This is a genomic window from Bacillus sp. 41-22, assembly GCF_025809295.1.
Taxonomy (GTDB): Bacteria; Bacillota; Bacilli; order Bacillales; family Bacillaceae_G; genus Bacillus_A; species Bacillus_A mycoides.
This window is the reverse complement of sequence record NZ_CP084035.1, coordinates 3803459-3820337: the sequence shown is the minus strand read 5'-3', so window position 1 is coordinate 3820337 and position 16879 is coordinate 3803459. Positions and strand designations below refer to the sequence as shown.

The 16879-nt window shown below is 36.0% G+C and carries 16 protein-coding genes; 13 read left to right on the top strand and 3 right to left on the bottom strand.

What is annotated here, in order from left to right:
* The first annotated feature begins 476 nt into the window (after window positions 1-476).
* Window positions 477-1043, top strand: a complete 567-nt coding sequence (gene rsmD / locus LCF45_RS19365) for a 16S rRNA (guanine(966)-N(2))-methyltransferase RsmD (protein WP_001266992.1) — start codon at window positions 477-479, stop codon at window positions 1041-1043.
* Window positions 1040-1531 (top strand): pantetheine-phosphate adenylyltransferase, encoded by a 492-nt coding sequence (gene coaD / locus LCF45_RS19360; protein ID WP_002128865.1) that lies wholly within the window; start codon window positions 1040-1042, stop codon window positions 1529-1531. Before rsmD ends, coaD begins: the two co-directional genes overlap by 4 nt.
* Here coaD and ylbJ read toward each other — a convergent pair.
* Window positions 1523-2752 carry a sporulation integral membrane protein YlbJ gene (gene ylbJ, locus LCF45_RS19355; protein ID WP_002033736.1) on the bottom strand — a complete coding sequence of 410 codons (1230 nt, stop codon included), beginning with the start codon at window positions 2750-2752 and terminating at the stop codon, window positions 1523-1525. The genes coaD and ylbJ overlap by 9 nt on opposite strands.
* Window positions 2753-2864: 112 nt before the next feature.
* Between ylbJ and LCF45_RS19350 the strand changes: the two genes are divergently transcribed.
* Window positions 2865-3656: a patatin-like phospholipase family protein gene (locus tag LCF45_RS19350; protein WP_002088284.1), complete on the top strand. Its 792-nt coding sequence runs from the start codon at window positions 2865-2867 to the stop codon at window positions 3654-3656.
* Window positions 3649-4674 (top strand): SepM family pheromone-processing serine protease, encoded by a 1026-nt coding sequence (locus tag LCF45_RS19345; RefSeq protein WP_002088283.1) that lies wholly within the window; start codon window positions 3649-3651, stop codon window positions 4672-4674. The genes LCF45_RS19350 and LCF45_RS19345 overlap by 8 nt, the downstream gene beginning before the upstream one ends.
* A 26-nt stretch (window positions 4675-4700) precedes the next feature.
* On the opposite strand, the gene LCF45_RS19340 is transcribed toward LCF45_RS19345, so the two are convergent.
* A complete protein-coding gene (locus LCF45_RS19340) occupies window positions 4701-5942 on the bottom strand; it encodes a nucleotidyltransferase (RefSeq protein WP_175491553.1) in 1242 nt (413 codons plus the stop codon).
* Between the two features lie 153 nt (window positions 5943-6095).
* On the opposite strand from LCF45_RS19340, the gene LCF45_RS19335 reads away from it, so the two are divergent.
* The 3 genes from LCF45_RS19335 (at window position 6096) to LCF45_RS19325 (ending at window position 7467) form a co-directional block, all read left to right on the top strand.
* On the top strand, window positions 6096-6596 hold the full coding sequence (locus LCF45_RS19335; protein ID WP_002014753.1) for a YceD family protein: 501 nt from the start codon (window positions 6096-6098) through the stop codon (window positions 6594-6596).
* A gap of 61 nt (window positions 6597-6657) precedes the next feature.
* Window positions 6658-6831 carry a 50S ribosomal protein L32 gene (rpmF, locus tag LCF45_RS19330; RefSeq protein ID WP_001984764.1) on the top strand — a complete coding sequence of 58 codons (174 nt, stop codon included), beginning with the start codon at window positions 6658-6660 and terminating at the stop codon, window positions 6829-6831.
* Window positions 6832-6960: 129 nt separating this feature from the next.
* A complete protein-coding gene (locus LCF45_RS19325; RefSeq protein WP_002185042.1) occupies window positions 6961-7467 on the top strand; it encodes an RsfA family transcriptional regulator in 507 nt (168 codons plus the stop codon).
* A gap of 33 nt (window positions 7468-7500) precedes the next feature.
* Here the strand turns inward: LCF45_RS19325 and LCF45_RS19320 are convergent, their stop codons facing one another.
* On the bottom strand, window positions 7501-7974 hold the full coding sequence (locus LCF45_RS19320) for an N-acetyltransferase (protein WP_002014751.1): 474 nt from the start codon (window positions 7972-7974) through the stop codon (window positions 7501-7503).
* A gap of 295 nt (window positions 7975-8269) precedes the next feature.
* Here LCF45_RS19320 and panE point away from each other — a divergent pair, with 295 nt between their 5' ends.
* The 6 genes from panE (at window position 8270) to LCF45_RS19290 (ending at window position 16698) form a co-directional block, all read left to right on the top strand.
* Window positions 8270-9157 (top strand): 2-dehydropantoate 2-reductase, encoded by an 888-nt coding sequence (gene panE / locus LCF45_RS19315; protein WP_078177801.1) that lies wholly within the window; start codon window positions 8270-8272, stop codon window positions 9155-9157.
* A 79-nt stretch (window positions 9158-9236) separates the two neighbouring features.
* A complete protein-coding gene (gene bshC / locus LCF45_RS19310; protein WP_263893216.1) occupies window positions 9237-10853 on the top strand; it encodes a bacillithiol biosynthesis cysteine-adding enzyme BshC in 1617 nt (538 codons plus the stop codon).
* 366 nt (window positions 10854-11219) lie between these two features.
* Entirely contained in the window at window positions 11220-12152 is a 933-nt protein-coding gene (rsmH, locus tag LCF45_RS19305) for a 16S rRNA (cytosine(1402)-N(4))-methyltransferase RsmH (RefSeq protein ID WP_002014746.1), read from the top strand.
* 15 nt (window positions 12153-12167) lie between these two features.
* Window positions 12168-12530, top strand: coding sequence for a cell division protein FtsL (gene ftsL / locus LCF45_RS19300; protein ID WP_002014745.1), 363 nt, complete (start codon window positions 12168-12170; stop codon window positions 12528-12530).
* A 73-nt stretch (window positions 12531-12603) separates the two neighbouring features.
* Entirely contained in the window at window positions 12604-14700 is a 2097-nt protein-coding gene (locus LCF45_RS19295) for a penicillin-binding protein (RefSeq protein WP_003190911.1), read from the top strand.
* 81 nt (window positions 14701-14781) lie between these two features.
* On the top strand, window positions 14782-16698 hold the full coding sequence (locus tag LCF45_RS19290; protein WP_002014741.1) for a stage V sporulation protein D: 1917 nt from the start codon (window positions 14782-14784) through the stop codon (window positions 16696-16698).
* Window positions 16699-16879 lie beyond the last annotated feature (181 nt).

Genomic DNA, 16879 nt, shown 5'->3' with positions numbered 1-16879 from the left:
AGACAAATAAAAAAACCCTGCAAAGCAGGGCCCTTCTAATACTAGTATGTACTACTAGTAAGAAGGCAAAGGGAGAGGAGAAACCGGAGGAAGAACTTATGGGGAAACGTAAGTCTTCTCCGCGGTTGGCAACAACATCGAAAATGATGTTGTTATATTTATTTATGTCCAATCTAAAATGAAGATATACATAATGAAATTAAAATTTATGTTAGGCTTTTTATTTTTCTTTTTTTTATTTTATGATAGGATAAAAAAGGTAAAGTGGAACTGATGTACATAGAGGGTTGTTGCTTGCAAATAGTGAAATGGATATGAAAGAAATAGCGAGCGATTATTTTAACTGAGGTTTTCAATTAGTTAAATAACAGATTAATGAAAAAATGTATGAAATAGTATGAATCGGTAGCGGTTACCGAATTGAAATGAATTTGCTGTAATCGCTCTATAGATTGAAATAAAGGTAGTGACAACAGATGAGAGTAGTTTCAGGAAAATGTAAAGGGCACCCACTTAAAGCGGTACCTGGTAATACAACGCGTCCAACGACAGATAAAGTGAAAGAATCTATTTTTAATATGATAGGTCCTTATTATGATGGTGGTATCGCTCTTGATTTATTTGGTGGTAGCGGTGGTCTTGGAATTGAGGCCATAAGTAGAGGGATTGATAAAGCGATTTTTGTTGACCGAGATAGTAAAGCGATAAAAGTCATTCATCAAAATTTAGAAAGCTGTAGACTACAAGAACAAGCTGAAGTGTACCGAAATGATGCAGAGCGTGCGGTAAAGGCGCTTATAAAGCGTGAAATATCATTCGATCTTATACTAATAGACCCTCCATATAAAGCTCAAAAAATTGTGTCTTTAGTTAGTGTAATGGATCAACATGGATTGTTAAATAAAGATGGCATCATTATGGCAGAGCATGGGGATGACGTGGTTTTACCTGATTCTATAGGAGAGCTTGTAAAAGTACGGGCAGAAAACTACGGGATTACAGCAATTTCGATTTATAAGTATGAAGGTGAGGGGACAGAATGACAAGTATAGCTATTTCTTCAGGGAGTTTTGATCCAATTACCCTTGGACATTTGGATATTATTAAAAGGGGAGCAAAAGTATTTGATGAAGTATATGTAGTTGTTTTAAACAATTCATCAAAAAAACCATTCTTTTCGGTAGAAGAACGCCTAGAGTTAATTCGAGAGGCGACAAAGGATATTCCGAATGTAAAAGTTGATTCACATAGTGGATTATTGGTGGAATATGCAAAAATGCGTAATGCAAATGCAATATTACGTGGTTTGCGAGCAGTTTCTGATTTTGAATATGAGATGCAAATTACTTCAATGAATCGAAAATTAGACGAAAATATCGAAACTTTCTTCATTATGACAAATAATCAATATTCATTTTTAAGTTCAAGTATTGTGAAAGAAGTTGCGAGATATGGTGGGAGTGTAGTAGACCTTGTTCCTCCGATTGTAGAGCGTGCTTTAAAAGAAAAGTTTAAAACCCCGTTAAAGTGAACGGGGTTTTTCTTTATGAATGCGTAAAAACAATAAGATGACATACAAATATAAACAAAATAAGGTGAAGATTGGTCCGTAGTGTATAAATGATGTCCAAATATCAGTTAGTGTATAAGAATGATTCAATAAAAATACGGGAAGATCTTCTTGCGTAGGCGAGAAAGAATGAACTTTTTCATAAAATGGTCCCCAAAATATAAAAGTGAAAATAGGAGCGAGAATACTTTGGATAATTCGAGCTAAAAAATATGGTTTAAAGCGGATATCTGTCTCCGCTAATATGCTTGCTACTTGTGCCTGAATAGAAAGACCGCTAAATGCTAAAATGAAGCTTGTTACCATCGCTTGTTGAAGAAGTGTTGATTCATTAATTTGACTAATCATTTGGCTTCCAAGCGTCATTTCAAAAATACCGGATAATATCGGAATACTAAATTGGGATGTAAGTTGGAAGAATGATAAAATATGTTGCATAATAAAAGAAAGCGCTTCTGTAATTTTGAAAACAGTAATCATTTTATTTAAAACAGAGAATAAAATAATAAACCCACCAATCATGAGCAATGTTTGAATAGAAGAAACGATAGCGTCACCGAGTAGTTTTCCGATTGGTCTTTTTTCTTGCATACGTGTTTGGTGGAGGATGGAAAAAGGGTTTTGAAAGGCACGCTTTTGATTCGTATGTTTGTCTTTTATGTAAGTATCGTTATTACCATAAAAGCGCATAAGTAATCCGACGATAAAGTTACTTATATAATGTGCTGCTGCTAATACGAGTCCTAATTTCGGATTATTGAAAAAACCAATAGAAACCGCTCCGAAAATAAAAAGTGGATTAGAAGAATTTGTGAAAGATACGAGTCGTTCCGCTTCAATTTGTGTTAGTTGATTGCTCTTGCGTAGTCTAGCGCTTAATTTGGCGCCAGCGGGGAATCCTGAAGCCATTCCCATTGCCCAAACAAATCCGCCTACCCCTGGAACACGAAACAGTGGACGCATTAGTGGTTCTAATATAACACCGATAAATTTTACAATACCAATACTGATTAGAAGTTCCGCAATGATGAAAAACGGTAGTAGTGAAGGGAATACAACTTCCCACCATATATTTAACCCGCGAATTGAAGCTTGCAAAGCATCTTGGGGGTGAAGTACAAGAGAAAAGGTTAAAAACAACATTGATATGGTAAGAAAAGCAGTTTTCCATTTTTCGTACATGTAAGAAAATCCCCCTTTGTCCCAAAAACGTTCATTTCAGTATACGTGGATATGTGGTGAATTTAGACCATAAGTATGAAAAAGGAATGAAAAAAATTAAAGGGTGAGAAAAATGAAGGAACCAAAAATCGGTTTAGCGCTTGGATCCGGAGGTGCAAAAGGTTTTGCTCACATAGGGGTAATAAAAGTGTTGAGGGAAGCTGGCATCCCTATTCACATGATAGCAGGTAGTAGTATAGGGGCATTAATTGGTACATTTTATGCAGCGAGTTGTAACGTTGAAAGACTGTATAAATTGGCAGCTGTTTTCAAAAGGAAATATTATTTGGATTTTACAGTTCCTAAAATGGGATTTATTGCTGGAAAACGTATTAAAGATATGATTAAAATGTTTACATATAATAAAAATTTAGAAGAGTTAGATATCCCGACAGCTGTTGTGGCTACTGACATTTTGAAGGGGGAGAAAGTTGTTTTTACAAGTGGTCCGATTGCGGAGGCGGTTCGAGCTAGTATATCTGTACCAGGGGTGTTTGTTCCAGAAAAAATAGATGGCCGCTTATTAGTGGATGGAGGGGTAATTGACCGTATTCCAGTATCGGTTGTAAAAGATTTAGGTGCTGATATTGTTATTGCTGTTGATGTATCTCCAATTAAGGTGAATGGAGAGGTTACATCGATTTATGATGTAATTATGCAAAGTATTGAAATTATGCAACATGAACTTGTGATGAATCGGCAAATAGCATCAGATTTAATGATGCGGCCAGCAGTGGAACAATTTAGTTCGCGTGCTTTTACACATATTGAAGACATTATTAGGGTCGGAGAAGTGGAAGCGGAAAAACATATTTCAAACATTTATTTACTAATTGAGCAGTGGAAGGAGAAACATAATGTTTAAGCGTTTTCGGTTTATATATGCAATTTTAATAGGGGTTATATTGGCGATGCTACTTGTTTATGTGCGCTTGCCGTATTATGTGACAAAACCAGGTATGGCCGCGAAATTAGCGCCGTACGTGCAAGTTGACGGTGGAACTAAAGAGTCTGGCGATTTCATGCTTGTCACTGTCTCAATGGGACCTGCTAATGTGGTGAACTTAATAGCCGCGCAATTTAATAAATATACACACGTTTCGAAGGCGGAAGAAATATTGCAAAAAGGCGAGAGTGATGAAGAATATCAATTTCGCCAAAATTATGCAATGAAAGATTCGCAAAATGCAGCAATCTATAATGCTTATAAACGTGCAAATCGCTCTGTTTCTTTTGAAAATAAAGGTGTACTGGTTGCTGGTGTAGCAAAGGGTATGCCGTCAGAGGGAAAGCTTAAGCTTGGAGATGTTATTATAGCTGTCGATGGAAAAATATTCGACAAGACGGAACAATTTATTGAGTATATGACAGGGAAAAAAGAAGGGGACACAGTAAATATTGAATACAAGCGGGGCGGAAAACAGTTTAAAGAAAATTTAAATGTAAAGACGATCCCTAATGGGAATGGACGCGTCGGTATAGGGGTCTCTATCGTTACAGAAAGAGAGTTAGTAGTAGATCCGAAAGTGAAAATCGATTCCCATGAAATAGGCGGTCCATCAGCGGGGTTAATGTTTACACTAGAAATTTATAATCAGCTCGTTGAAGAAGATTTAACAAACGGACATGAAATAGCTGGAACAGGTACAATCAATGATAAAGGAGAAATTGGTCCAATTGGTGGTATTCAGCAAAAAGTAGTAGCTGCTAGTGATGCGGGAGCTGAAGTGTTTTTTGCGCCAAATGAAAAAGGTGTAGAGAAATCGAATTATAAAGATGCTCTTGAAGCTGCGAAAGATATTAAAACGAAGATGAAAATTGTACCGGTGGACACACTGGATGATGCATTAACTTATTTGGAAAAAATGGGTAAAACAAAGTAAACCTCTCTGAAGAAGAGAGGTTTTTCTTATAGGAATTTTTTCGTTATTTCATCATAACGAATTGGATGATGCGTTGCGTCTTGTTTTAGCAGTTGTGTCCGCAAAGGTTCTTGCATTATGGAGAAATATACAGCATTTGATTTTCGTTCTATGTCTAAAGTTGGATGTTCGAATGTTTTTGTATGAGTAAGGATTGGGAGTTCTATTTTTTTCTTATTTCTAGAAAGATAAGTTTGTCCTTTTTGTGACATTCCGAGAAGACGGATATACGGCGCATGTTGCTCTATATTTGCTTTGTGTATTTCTTCCTTCGTTGTATTTGTTAAAATATGTGTACAAGCTCTTTGCAATCTAGTCCATGTATAACGTTTTGTTTTTAATGCTTCCATGAATGAATAGAAAGATGAACTGTTTTGTATTTTTGATAAAATACGATGCTCTAAACCTTCTTCCATTTCATATATATGTTGTAAGTCCTCTGAAGACATCGTCATAAGTTTGTATTTAAAAAATGAAAAGTATTTTTCCCAGTTATGTAACGTCCCGTAGTTTTGCTTGTAGTTTTCTAAAAGAGAAGCAGTCATTTTCGGGATAAAAGGCTCAATAGTTGTAGAGGAACTGTTTTCATTAAATAGCTGTTTGCGAATACTTGTTGCACTTGCAATATGTTGATCGTGAAATGTTTCATCATGATAATGAGAGGCGAATCTTTTTATAGTTTGTGCTTGCATCGAACTGTTTTGTAAGAGAATTGCTTTAATGTACTGTAAGCCTAAAATGTTATTTGGTTGTGACATATCTACGTTTTTTTCGGGTGGTAAGATGTGTAGAAAGGCTTCAGATGTAGCTTTGGCATAACTATTACCTGCATTCATAAATCGCTTCACAAGACGATTAAAAGTCTCTTCTTCATTTTTTTGTATAGCGATGGTATTGTAGAAATTTTCAGCTTGTCCATCTTCACTACCGAAACAAATTTCAGAAACACCAAGGGCGTTTAAAATCGAAATTGCGCCATTTGCGAAAGTTTCGGCCTTTTGTGTTGCGAATGCATATGGAAGCTCTACAACGAGGTCTACGCCGTTTGTTAAGGCCATTTTGGTACGATACCATTTGGAGATGAGTGCGGGCTCACCACGCTGCAAAAAAGGACCACTCATAACGGCGATAATAATATCAGACTGTGTTAACTTTTTTGTTTGTTGCACATGATAAGCATGACCGTTATGAAAAGGGTTATATTCAACAACAATACCACTGGATTTTATGGTAATCTCTCCTTTCGATGTAGCATCTTTTTGGAAAACGTGATAGTCTATATATTATTTCCTATGATGACTTCATTATAGTGTAAAGAAAAAACATTGACAAATATAAAATGGCTAGCTATAATTTTGTTTGTTGCCTTGAGGTGATATGATATGAAATGGTCCATCCATCAATTGAATAAATTGAGAAATAAAGGATTGACATTAAATGAAATGGTAGATGTAAGTGAACTAAAAGAGGTCGAGAAAGATATTCGTGAAATTAATCCTGCTCATGTAACAGGAAGAGTTGATTTTGGCTCCGGTAAGTTTACGTTTCATCTACATATAACTGGAAGCATGGTTTTACCATGTTCTCGCTCTTTAGTAGATGTGACATTACCATTTGACATTAAAACAACTGAGGTGTTCCAAACTTCGGAAGAAGAATTTGAAACAGAAGCTGAAATTCATTGTTTAGAAGGAGAAGTACTTGACTTACTGCCCGTAATCAAGGAAAATATACTTTTGGAGATTCCAATGCAAATTTTCAGTGATGATGTTTCTGGTGGAGCACCGATGCAAGGTCAAGACTGGCAAGTGATTTCGGAAGAAAACAAAGAAAAGACTGTTGATCCACGATTAGCAGGACTTGCAAAGTTTTTTGACAAATAATCGGAAGACTGGTTTAGGCCTTCATATGAAAATAACTATTTCTTTTAAGGAGGTGGGAAGAATGGCTGTACCTTTTAGAAGAACTTCTAAAACAGTAAAAAGAAAGCGTCGTACGCATTTCAAATTATCAGTACCTGGTATGGTAGAGTGCCCAAGCTGTGGTGAAGCGAAATTAGCTCACCGTGTATGTAAAGCATGCGGTACTTACAAAGGTAAAGAAGTAATCAGCAAGTAATTGCGGGAAAATAAACGTAGAAGATATCTTCTACGTTTATTTTTTTTGTCTTATTCTTTATTTGTTGTATTCTATCTTTTCTAGTAACTGCATATGCTTAATAAAAAATGCATAGGGAGGACTAGAGAGATGGCGACAACAAGACAAGATGCTTGGACTGATGATGAAGATTTGCTTCTGGCAGAAGTAGTACTCCGGCATATTCAAGAAGGTGGAACGCAACTTTCTGCCTTTAAAGAAGTGGGGAGACATTTGTCTCGCACACCAGCAGCATGTGGATTTAGATGGAACTCTTATGTTAGAAAGCAATACAAAGAACGTATTGAAGAAGCAAAGCAACTTCGTAAAGTAGAAAATTATGAAGTGAAAGAGACAAAGGTAGTAGAGCCTACATCAATTACATTGAATGATGTTATTGAATTCTTGCGAAATTATAAAGATGAAAGCTCTTTAATGGTGTTGCAACAACAAATTGAATCGTTACAAACAGAGAAAGAACGTCTTCTGGAGCGATTATCAGTATATGAGGAAGAATATAGAACATTACTTGATTATATCGATCAAAAAAGAAGTGTAATGGTAGCGGAAAGAAATGGCGCTCGCTCGAATGGAGAATTAGAAAAATTAAAGAAATAAAAACAGCTGCGTAACAGCTGTTTTTTTTGTTTCTTATGCAGATTCTTCGTTTGTAATCGCATTCGAATTTGTTTCTGGATGCCAAATATAAAAATCACCATCAGTTACTGATACTGGCTGGAAACTTAATTTATCCCAAAAACCAGATGACTGGATACGTGCTATCGTTTTAATTGGGAATTGTAGTTGTTTCGCATAATTAACAAGCATTTGTCCGAATCCTTGTTTTTGAAAAGTCGGCAATACTTCAAGTTTATAAAGTTCTAGGTAAGTACCTGTAATTTCAAATGGTTCTCCACCGTTCCTTTTCATATATAGACTCATACGTGCGATTAGCGATCCACCATAATAAATCCCGTAAAATGGAGACTCACTATCATTTTCAATAATGTTTGCTTGTAATTCTTCCAACATGGATAGTTCTTGAGCTCCGCACCCTTTAAATTTTTTAAATTCATCTAATGTTTTATAATTGATGAGCAAGCGTTCAACTTTTGGGAATCCCATTACATCACGTCCTTTTCTTATCTTGTTGAATGCAGAAAAGTTAAAATATTTATAATAATATTATAACTCATTTTTAAATTTTTATGAAGAAGATAGAATATTTCTTTCATTATTTTTTTGAGGATTTGCTAAACTAAGAATAGAACTATGTATATAGGTAGTATATACGTAGTGAAAGAAGAGGTTGCATTTGTTAAAAGATAATTGAATCCTCAACTATGTAATTGTAATTTAATAAGATATAAAGGGGGAAAGGCAAGGGAACTTATATCACTTGTTAATATGAGTTCTTTGTGTGAAGATGAAAATTGGAATTGTTGGACCGGGAGCTATTGGTCTCCTATATACATTTTATTTACAAAAAAGTAATCAAGATGTTACGTTGTTTACAAGAAACGATAAGCAAGCAGAAGAATTAAACTTAACGGGTGTAACTTGTATTAGGAATGGAGAACGTGAAACGGTATTTCCATCTATTTTACCGATAGAAAGTATGCTGGATAAACAGTTAGATTATACATTTATTGCTGTAAAGCAATATCATGTAACTGATATATTACCTTTTGTGCAGGGAGAATCGTCATTAATCTTTTTGCAAAATGGAATGTCACATCTTCACGTTATGCAAAAAATAGGAAATGAACGTATAGCAGTCGGGATTGTGGAGCATGGTGCAAAAAAAGAGGATGGACATACAGTTCGTCATACTGGAATAGGTGTTACAAAGTTTGGTGTAGTGCGTGGTCAATCTAGTTGTTTTAAAAAGGTATTTAATTGTTTTCCTTTTGATTATTTTCCGATTCAGATAGAAGATGATTGGAAGGGGATTATGCGTAATAAATTAGTAGTCAATGTATGTATTAATCCGTTGACGGCATTATTGCGGGTTGAGAACGGGGAGTTAATTTCAAACCCGCTTTTTTATCAAATGATGGAGCAAGTATTTCAGGAAGTTGCATTTCTTGTTAAAGAAGAAGATAAGGAAATGCTATGGAAAATGGTATGCCAAGTATGTGAAAAAACATCCCATAATATTTCATCTATGTTAGCAGACGTAAGAGCGAATAGACAAACGGAAGTTAACGCGATTGTTGGATATGTATTAGAAGAAGCTAAGGAACAACAACAATCTGTTCCGACACTTCGATTTTTGTTCAATGCAATAAAAGGAATGGAATTATAAGTGTTTTTCTTTGCTTTTACGTGAAACATTGAATACAATGTGGGTTGGTGAGAGAACAGGATACGAAAGGAAGAATTATATGGAGATAAAAGAAATCTCTGTTCCACTACAAGGTGTTGTAGCGGACTATATGAACGGTAAAAAAGAGATACAGTCATGTTTTGATTATCTGTTAACAGAGGATGCTTTTAAACAGCGTTTACATGATTTACGTGAGAGAGAGTTTTTCCGTCAAGATTTAGTAACGCATTTATTAGAATATAATACACAATTGCAAGCGGGAGAATTTACAATTCAAAATATAAAAGCGCTTGAAGATGAAAATACATATGTAGTTATAGCTGGACAACAAGCTGGGTTATTAACTGGTCCGCTTTATACAGTTCATAAGATCATTTCAATTTTACAGCTTGCAAAAGAAAAAGAAGAGAGCTTAGGGGTTCGGGTTGTTCCTGTCTTTTGGATTGCTGGTGAAGACCATGATATGGATGAAATTAATCATACATTTGTAACGAAAAATAAAAAAATAAAAAAGACCATTTTTCATGATCGTTATCCGAAAAAGGCGAGTGCTTCTGAGTCTGAGTTTTCTATTGAAGACTGTAGAAAATGGGTCGAAGAGATTTTTAAAACATATCCGGAAACGAATTTTACAAAGGATGTATTACAATTTGTTGATGATGCTTTAGGTAAATCGCATACATATGTAGATTTCTTTGCGCACCTTATTACGAAAATGTTCGCAAATTCTGGTTTAATTCTTGTAGATTCACATCATCCTGCATTAAGAAAATTAGAAGTGCCGTTTTTACAACACATTATAAGTAAATATAAAGAAATTCAAGTAGGGCTTCGTAATCAACAGGAAGTACTTAAGGAATTAGGATTTAAACCGATTATTGAAACGAAGACAAATGCAGTGCATATATTTATGGAAATTGATAATGAGCGAGTATTGCTTGAAGAGAATCAAGGGAAGTTTATTGGAAAAGATGGAGTGCATTCATTTTCGTATGAAGAATTGATGGAAGAGATGGAAAGAAGTCCAGAACGTTTTAGTAATAATGTTGTAACGCGCCCTCTTATGCAAGAATATGTGTTTCCTACGTTAGCGTTTATTGGCGGTCCAGGGGAGTTAGCTTATTGGAGTGAATTGCAACAAGTGTTTCATACGGCAGGTTTCCAAATGCCACCTGTTGTTCCGCGGCTTACAATTACTTATATGGAGCGAGATATAGCGACAGATTTATATGATTTAGATTTGCAAGAAATTGATCCATTTCTAAATAATATAGATAATCTGCGTGACAATTGGCTTTCTAATCAAATAGAGGAACCGATAGACGAGCGATTTATAGAAGCGAAAAAAGAAATAATGGATATTCATACATCATTACAACAATTCGTGAAAAAAATAGATCCAGGGTTAAATGAGTTTGCGGGGAAAAATGAACTGAAAATTAATGAGCAAATTGAACTGTTAGAAAAAATGTTGAAAAGAAATGTTGAGAAGAAACATGAGGTTCAACTGAATAAATTCCGCCGTTTACAATTCGCGCTTCGTCCATTAGGAGCACCGCAAGAACGTGTGTGGAATGTGTGTTATTATTTAAATCAGTTCGGCCTTGATTTTGTTGACCGGGTAATGGAACAATCTTTTTCGTGGGATGGAAAACATCATGTAATAAAACTATAGAATCTTGCTCTTTTGAGCAGGATTTTATTTTTATTCTGTTGAATTAACTGTGAAGTGAAATATTTCTGAATTATCCATCTTATGTTAATGTAATGAATCGCTATGTATCAGGTATATATATATGACAAAATAGCACAAAATGTAAACGGATTAATATCTTTTTCGACAGGTTTTTGTTTAAATTCCCGCAAAAAATGATAAAATTTAGTATATAATAAAATAAAATAGCGATTTGTATAGCGTACTACCTTGTTGGAAGTTAAATGAGTCGTTCTTTAGTAGCATTTCATCCTCTAGTAGTAAATTGTGTTTGTAGAGTGAGAAATGTATTTAACATAATTAATTGGAAAAAGAGTAGGTGCAGCAATGTTCAAACACGTAACAGTACTTTTGAAAGAAACAGTAGATGGCTTAGATATAAAACCGAGTGGTACATATGTAGATTGTACACTGGGTGGAGGAGGACATAGTTCTTATTTATTATCTCAGCTAACAGATGGTGGAAAGTTAATAGCATTTGATCAAGATGAAATAGCGATTCAAAATGCGAAGGAAAAATTTTCTTCTTATGGTGAACAATTTGTAACAGTGAAGAGCAACTTCCGTTATTTATCTGAAAAACTACATGAATTAGGTATCACAGAAGTAGACGGGATTTTATTCGATTTAGGTGTTTCATCCCCACAATTAGATACACCAGAGCGTGGCTTTAGTTATCATCATGATGCACCGTTAGATATGCGGATGGATCAAGATGCCCCATTAACAGCATATGATGTTGTGAACAGCTGGTCATATGAACAACTCGTAAGAATTTTCTTCCAATACGGAGAAGAAAAATTTTCAAAGCAAATAACAAGGAAAATTGAAGCTTATCGCGAGAATAAGGCTATTGAAACGACAGGAGAATTAGTGGAATTAATTAAAGAAGGTATTCCAGCTCCGGCACGTAGAACAGGTGGACATCCTGCGAAGCGAGTATTTCAAGCGATTCGTATTGCTGTAAATGATGAATTAAAAGTATTTGAAGAAGCGTTGGAATCTGCAATTGATATGGTCAAGCCTGGTGGAAGAGTTAGTGTTATAACATTCCATTCTTTAGAAGATCGTATTTGTAAAACGACGTTTAAGCGAAATAGCACAACGCCGCAATTACCACAGGGACTACCGATTATTCCGGATGAATTTAAGCCGAAATTAAAGCTTATTACAAGGAAACCGATTTTACCTTCTGACATTGAATTAGAAGAAAATAATCGAGCGCGTTCTGCGAAGTTGAGAATCGCTGAAAAACGATAAAAAGGAGAGAGAGGTATGACTAATTTAGCTGTAAAGTATAAACAACAGGCGCAAGAAGAGGTACAAATTCAAGCGCCGCCACAGCAGATGGTTAAGCCAAAAGTTAAAACGAAAATTACAAGAATTGAAAAGCTATTGTACGTAACGTTTATTGGATTTTTATTATATGCTTGTGTAGCTTTTATTGGGAATAAAGCGGGTCTATATCAAGTTAATGTAGAAGCAGCGACGATAGAAGAACAAATTGTGAAAAAACAAAAGGAAAATCAAGAATTGCAGGCTGAAGTAGAAAAGTTAAGTCGTTATGAACGTATCGCTGAAGTTGCAAAAAAACACGGGCTAGAAATTAATGCGAATAATGTGAAAGGCCTAAAGTAAGGCAAATAGGTGTGAAGAAAAGATGAAGAGAAATATGACCAAATTTCATACCAATAAGGGAGCAGGTTATTTTATGATATTTTTCCTCCTGCTCTTTTTGCTGTTATTAGCCCGATTTTTTTACATACAAGCAACAGGAACAGTGGACAATCATGATTTGAAGAAACTTGCTGAACAGAAACATAGTAAAAAAGGAGTTCTCGAAGCGAATCGAGGAACAATTTATGACCAAAATGGTCATGTGCTAGCACAAGACGCAAATTCCTATAAAATGGTAGCGGAATTAAAAGGTGCTAGGCCTGTTGAGGATAAAGAGGATACTGCAAAGAAAATCGCTGGAGTACTCGGAACGGGCGAAGATGCGATCTTAGCCGCTTTAAATAAAGATAGAAGTCAAGTGGAATTTGGAACATTAGGTAGGGGCTTGACGAAAGAAAAGAAAGAACAAATAGAAGCGTTGAAATTGCCAGGAATCTCTTTTATCACCGAAAATGCGAGAGTGTATCCAAACGGTGATTTCGCATCTTACGTCATAGGGCATGCCAGCCCTGATGAGAATGGAATCGCAGTAGGTCAATTTGGCTTAGAAAAGAGTTTGGATAAGTATTTAGGTGCTTCTAATGGTGAGGTAGCTTATACAGGGGACCGTAAAGGAGTATCTCTTGACGGTGGGAAAGTGAATGTAAAGGCACCTAAAAATGGAGATAATGTGTATTTAACGCTTGACCAACGTATTCAAAGTTATTTAGAAGACGCAATGAAAGAAGCGAGTAAACATTATGAACCAGAAAATTTAATTGGAATTGTTGCGGATCCAAAGACGGGGAAAATATTAGCGATGTCTAGTAAACCTGGTTATGATCCGAACCAGGGAAAGATGGATTATTATTATAACGATGCAATTGCAAATGCATTTGAACCGGGATCAACAATGAAGATTTTCACATTAGCGGCGGCCATTAATGAAGGTGTATACAATGGACAAGACTTTTATCAGTCTGGTACATATCAAGTTGGTAATCGCAAAATAAAAGATCACAACGGCGGCGCTGGATGGGGTTCTATTACTTTTGATGAAGGGGTAGAGCGCTCTTCAAACGTAGCGTTTGCAATTTTAGGTGATCAAAAACTTGGTCCAGATCGTTTCCGGAAATATATTCATAATTTTGGATTAGATGAAAAAACAAACATTGATTTACCTAGTGAAGGGTCAAATACAATTTTATTTGATCAACAAATACAACAAGTAACAACAGCGTTTGGACAAGGTTCTACAGTTACACCAATTCAACTTGTACAAGCTGCAACAGCGATTGCAAATGATGGGAAAATGATGAAACCTTATACAATTGATAAAATTGTGGATCCAATAACAGGTAAAGTACAGCTAGAGCATAAACCAAAAGAAGTAGGGAAACCTGTTTCCAAAGATACAGCAGCGCAAGTAAGGCAATTACTAGAACGTGTTGTTACATCACCGAAAGGAACAGGAACTGCATATAAAATTGATGGGTACTCAGTTGGGGGGAAAACAGGTACAGCACAAATTCCTGACGGGAAAGGTGGCTATATGACGGGAAGAGAGAATTATATATTCTCATTCTTAGGTATGGCACCGATGGACGATCCGCAACTTGTTGTGTATGTGGCAGTTAAACAACCAAAATTAAAAGATGATGAAAACGGGGCTAAGCCTTTAGCTGATATCTTTAAATATGTAACGAAAAATAGCTTAGAGTACTTAAAGATTAAGCCGAATGAAGTAAAAGACCCGAAAAAATATGTGAAAGAACAACAAACTGTCGTTCCAGATGTAACCGGAAAAACGATGGAAGAAGCGAAAAAAACAATTGATAAAGCAAAACTTCGTCCAATCGTATTAGGTGAAGGTAAAGTGCAGCAGCAAGTGCCAAAAGCAACTGAACAAACATTAAAGGGTGATCGAGTCTTCTTAGTAGGAGATAAACCTACAATGCCAAATATACAGGGATGGGCACTGCGTGATGTTATGAATTTAGCAAAAACATTAAAGCTTAACTTAAAACCTTCTGGTACAGGATATGTAACTGAGCAAAGTGTAGCGGAAGGGACATTGTTGCAACCTGGTACAGAATTAGGTGTAACACTCGTACCACCACTTGAACCGCAGCAAGAAGCAGAAAAGCCATAATGGTAATAGGGAAGAAGTTCTAATTAAATAAGTACAAGCATATATTGGAACAAGCTAGGCGTAAGGGAGGCTTGTTCCAATATGCGTGTATCAAATGTAACAGTTAGAAAACGACTTATTTTTATACTTATATCGGGTATACTCATTTTCACCATTATCGATATTCGTCTTGGATATGTGCAATTTTTTCTTGGAAATATGTTAACGGATCGTGCGAAGGATTCATGGAGTCGTAATATTACTTTTGAACCAGAGCGAGGGAAAATTTTAGATCGAAATGGTGTGGAGCTTGCTACGAATAAAAGTGCACCGACCGTCTTTGTTGTGCCGAGGCAAATTGAAAAACCAGCAGAGACTGCAGAGAAGTTAGCTGCAGTATTAGGTGTGGAAAAAGATGATGTTTATAAGCGGATTACAAAAAAAGAATCGATTGTAAGGCTTGATAAAGGCGGAAGGAAAATATCGCATGACAAAGCGAAAGAAGTACGCGGATTAAGTTTAAAGGGTGTGTACATCGCAGAGGATTCTATCCGGTACTATCCATTCGGTAATTTTTTATCACACGTATTAGGATTTGCGGGCAGTGATAATCAAGGGCTTATGGGACTAGAGAAATATTATGATAAAGAGCTAAATGGTGATAAAGGTCATGTGCGATTTTTTGCAGACGCGAAAGGACAGAGAATGCCTAACGTTGGAGATGATTTCAAAAAACCAGAAGCCGGCTTGAATTTAGGATTAACAATTGATTCACGCATTACGAGGATTATGGAAAGAGAAATGAATATTGCGGAATCAACGTATAATCCTGACGGTATGATAGCAATTGCAATGAATCCGAAAAATGGTGAAATTTTAGGTATGTCAAGTCGACCAAGTTTTGATCCAGCAGATTTCCAAAGTGTTTCTCCGGAAGTATATAACAGAAACTTACCTGTATGGAGTACGTATGAGCCGGGGTCAACATTTAAGATTATTACATTAGCTGCAGCCTTGAATGAAAATTTAGTAGACTTAGAGAAAGATACATTTTATGATGATGGGGCAGCTGAAGTTGGTGGAGCTAGATTGCGGTGTTGGAAAGCTGGAGGCCATGGTAGCCAAACGTTTTTAGAGGTAGTTCAAAACTCTTGTAACCCAGGATTTATTGAACTCGGTGATCGTCTTGGTAAAGATCGATTGTTTAAATACATTCGCAATTTCGGGTTTGGACAGAAGACCGGAATTGATTTACAAGGTGAAGGTAGCGGGATTTTATTTAATTTAGATAAAGTTGGTCCAGTCGAGCAAGCGACGACTTCATTTGGGCAAGGTGTTTCTGTTACACCGATTCAACAAGTAGCAGCTGTAGCGGCCGCTGTAAATGGTGGAACTTTGTATCAGCCATATATAGCGAAGGAATTTATTGATCCGAAGAATAATCAAGTTGTCAGCAAAAAGACACCTGTTGCGAAAAGGGAAGTTATTTCCAAGGAAACTTCAGAGAAAGTTCGTTACGCATTAGAGAATGTTGTAGCGAAAGGTTCGGGTAAAGGGGCTTATATTGATGGATATCGTGTAGGTGGAAAAACTGGAACTGCTCAAAAGGTGAAAGATGGAAAATATTTAGATAATAACTATATTGTATCATTTATCGGTTTTGCTCCAGCTGACGATCCGCAAATTGTTGTTTATGTAGCAGTGGATAATCCAAAAGGAGTCACTCAATTTGGTGGAGTTGTAGCAGCACCTATTGTTGGGAATATTCTTCGTGACGCACTTCCTGTAATGGGAGTGGAACCGAGAAAAGAGCAAGTTGAGAAAGAATATAAATGGGGCGATACACCAACTGTGGAAGTTCCGAATTTAATTGGTATGAAAAAGAAAGATTTACAAACGCAACTTGTAGACTTGAAGCTTGATATAAGTGGTGATGGTGGGAAAGTAATTAAACAATCACCAGAAGCAGGAGCTAAAGTAAAAGAGGGTTCAAAAGTTAGAATTTACTTCGGGAATTAAAGGTAACTGATTGTGTTTTATGGTACAATTGGTGGAAGTGAGTTCTTTATAGAAAAATTGCTTTACTTGAGACGATAAGTGTCTCATTAATAAATAAATCTATTGATTAGACTATAGTAGCACTTACCTCCTATTTTTATATAACTAGGAGGTAACGTGTTACTTGCTAAAATAAGAGATA

What these genes read in the sequence shown, in the direction of transcription:
- rsmD (WP_001266992.1), top strand. Translation starts at nt 477, where the DNA reads ATGAGAGTAGTTTCAGGAAAATGTAAAGGGCACCCACTTAAAGCGGTA.
- coaD (WP_002128865.1), top strand. Translation starts at nt 1,040, where the DNA reads ATGACAAGTATAGCTATTTCTTCAGGGAGTTTTGATCCAATTACCCTT.
- ylbJ (WP_002033736.1), bottom strand. Translation starts at nt 2,752, where the DNA reads ATGTACGAAAAATGGAAAACTGCTTTTCTTACCATATCAATGTTGTTT.
- LCF45_RS19350 (WP_002088284.1), top strand. Translation starts at nt 2,865, where the DNA reads ATGAAGGAACCAAAAATCGGTTTAGCGCTTGGATCCGGAGGTGCAAAA.
- LCF45_RS19345 (WP_002088283.1), top strand. Translation starts at nt 3,649, where the DNA reads ATGTTTAAGCGTTTTCGGTTTATATATGCAATTTTAATAGGGGTTATA.
- LCF45_RS19335 (WP_002014753.1), top strand. Translation starts at nt 6,096, where the DNA reads ATGAAATGGTCCATCCATCAATTGAATAAATTGAGAAATAAAGGATTG.
- rpmF (WP_001984764.1), top strand. Translation starts at nt 6,658, where the DNA reads ATGGCTGTACCTTTTAGAAGAACTTCTAAAACAGTAAAAAGAAAGCGT.
- LCF45_RS19325 (WP_002185042.1), top strand. Translation starts at nt 6,961, where the DNA reads ATGGCGACAACAAGACAAGATGCTTGGACTGATGATGAAGATTTGCTT.
- LCF45_RS19320 (WP_002014751.1), bottom strand. Translation starts at nt 7,974, where the DNA reads ATGGGATTCCCAAAAGTTGAACGCTTGCTCATCAATTATAAAACATTA.
- bshC (WP_263893216.1), top strand. Translation starts at nt 9,237, where the DNA reads ATGGAGATAAAAGAAATCTCTGTTCCACTACAAGGTGTTGTAGCGGAC.
- rsmH (WP_002014746.1), top strand. Translation starts at nt 11,220, where the DNA reads ATGTTCAAACACGTAACAGTACTTTTGAAAGAAACAGTAGATGGCTTA.
- ftsL (WP_002014745.1), top strand. Translation starts at nt 12,168, where the DNA reads ATGACTAATTTAGCTGTAAAGTATAAACAACAGGCGCAAGAAGAGGTA.
- LCF45_RS19295 (WP_003190911.1), top strand. Translation starts at nt 12,604, where the DNA reads ATGATATTTTTCCTCCTGCTCTTTTTGCTGTTATTAGCCCGATTTTTT.
- LCF45_RS19290 (WP_002014741.1), top strand. Translation starts at nt 14,782, where the DNA reads ATGCGTGTATCAAATGTAACAGTTAGAAAACGACTTATTTTTATACTT.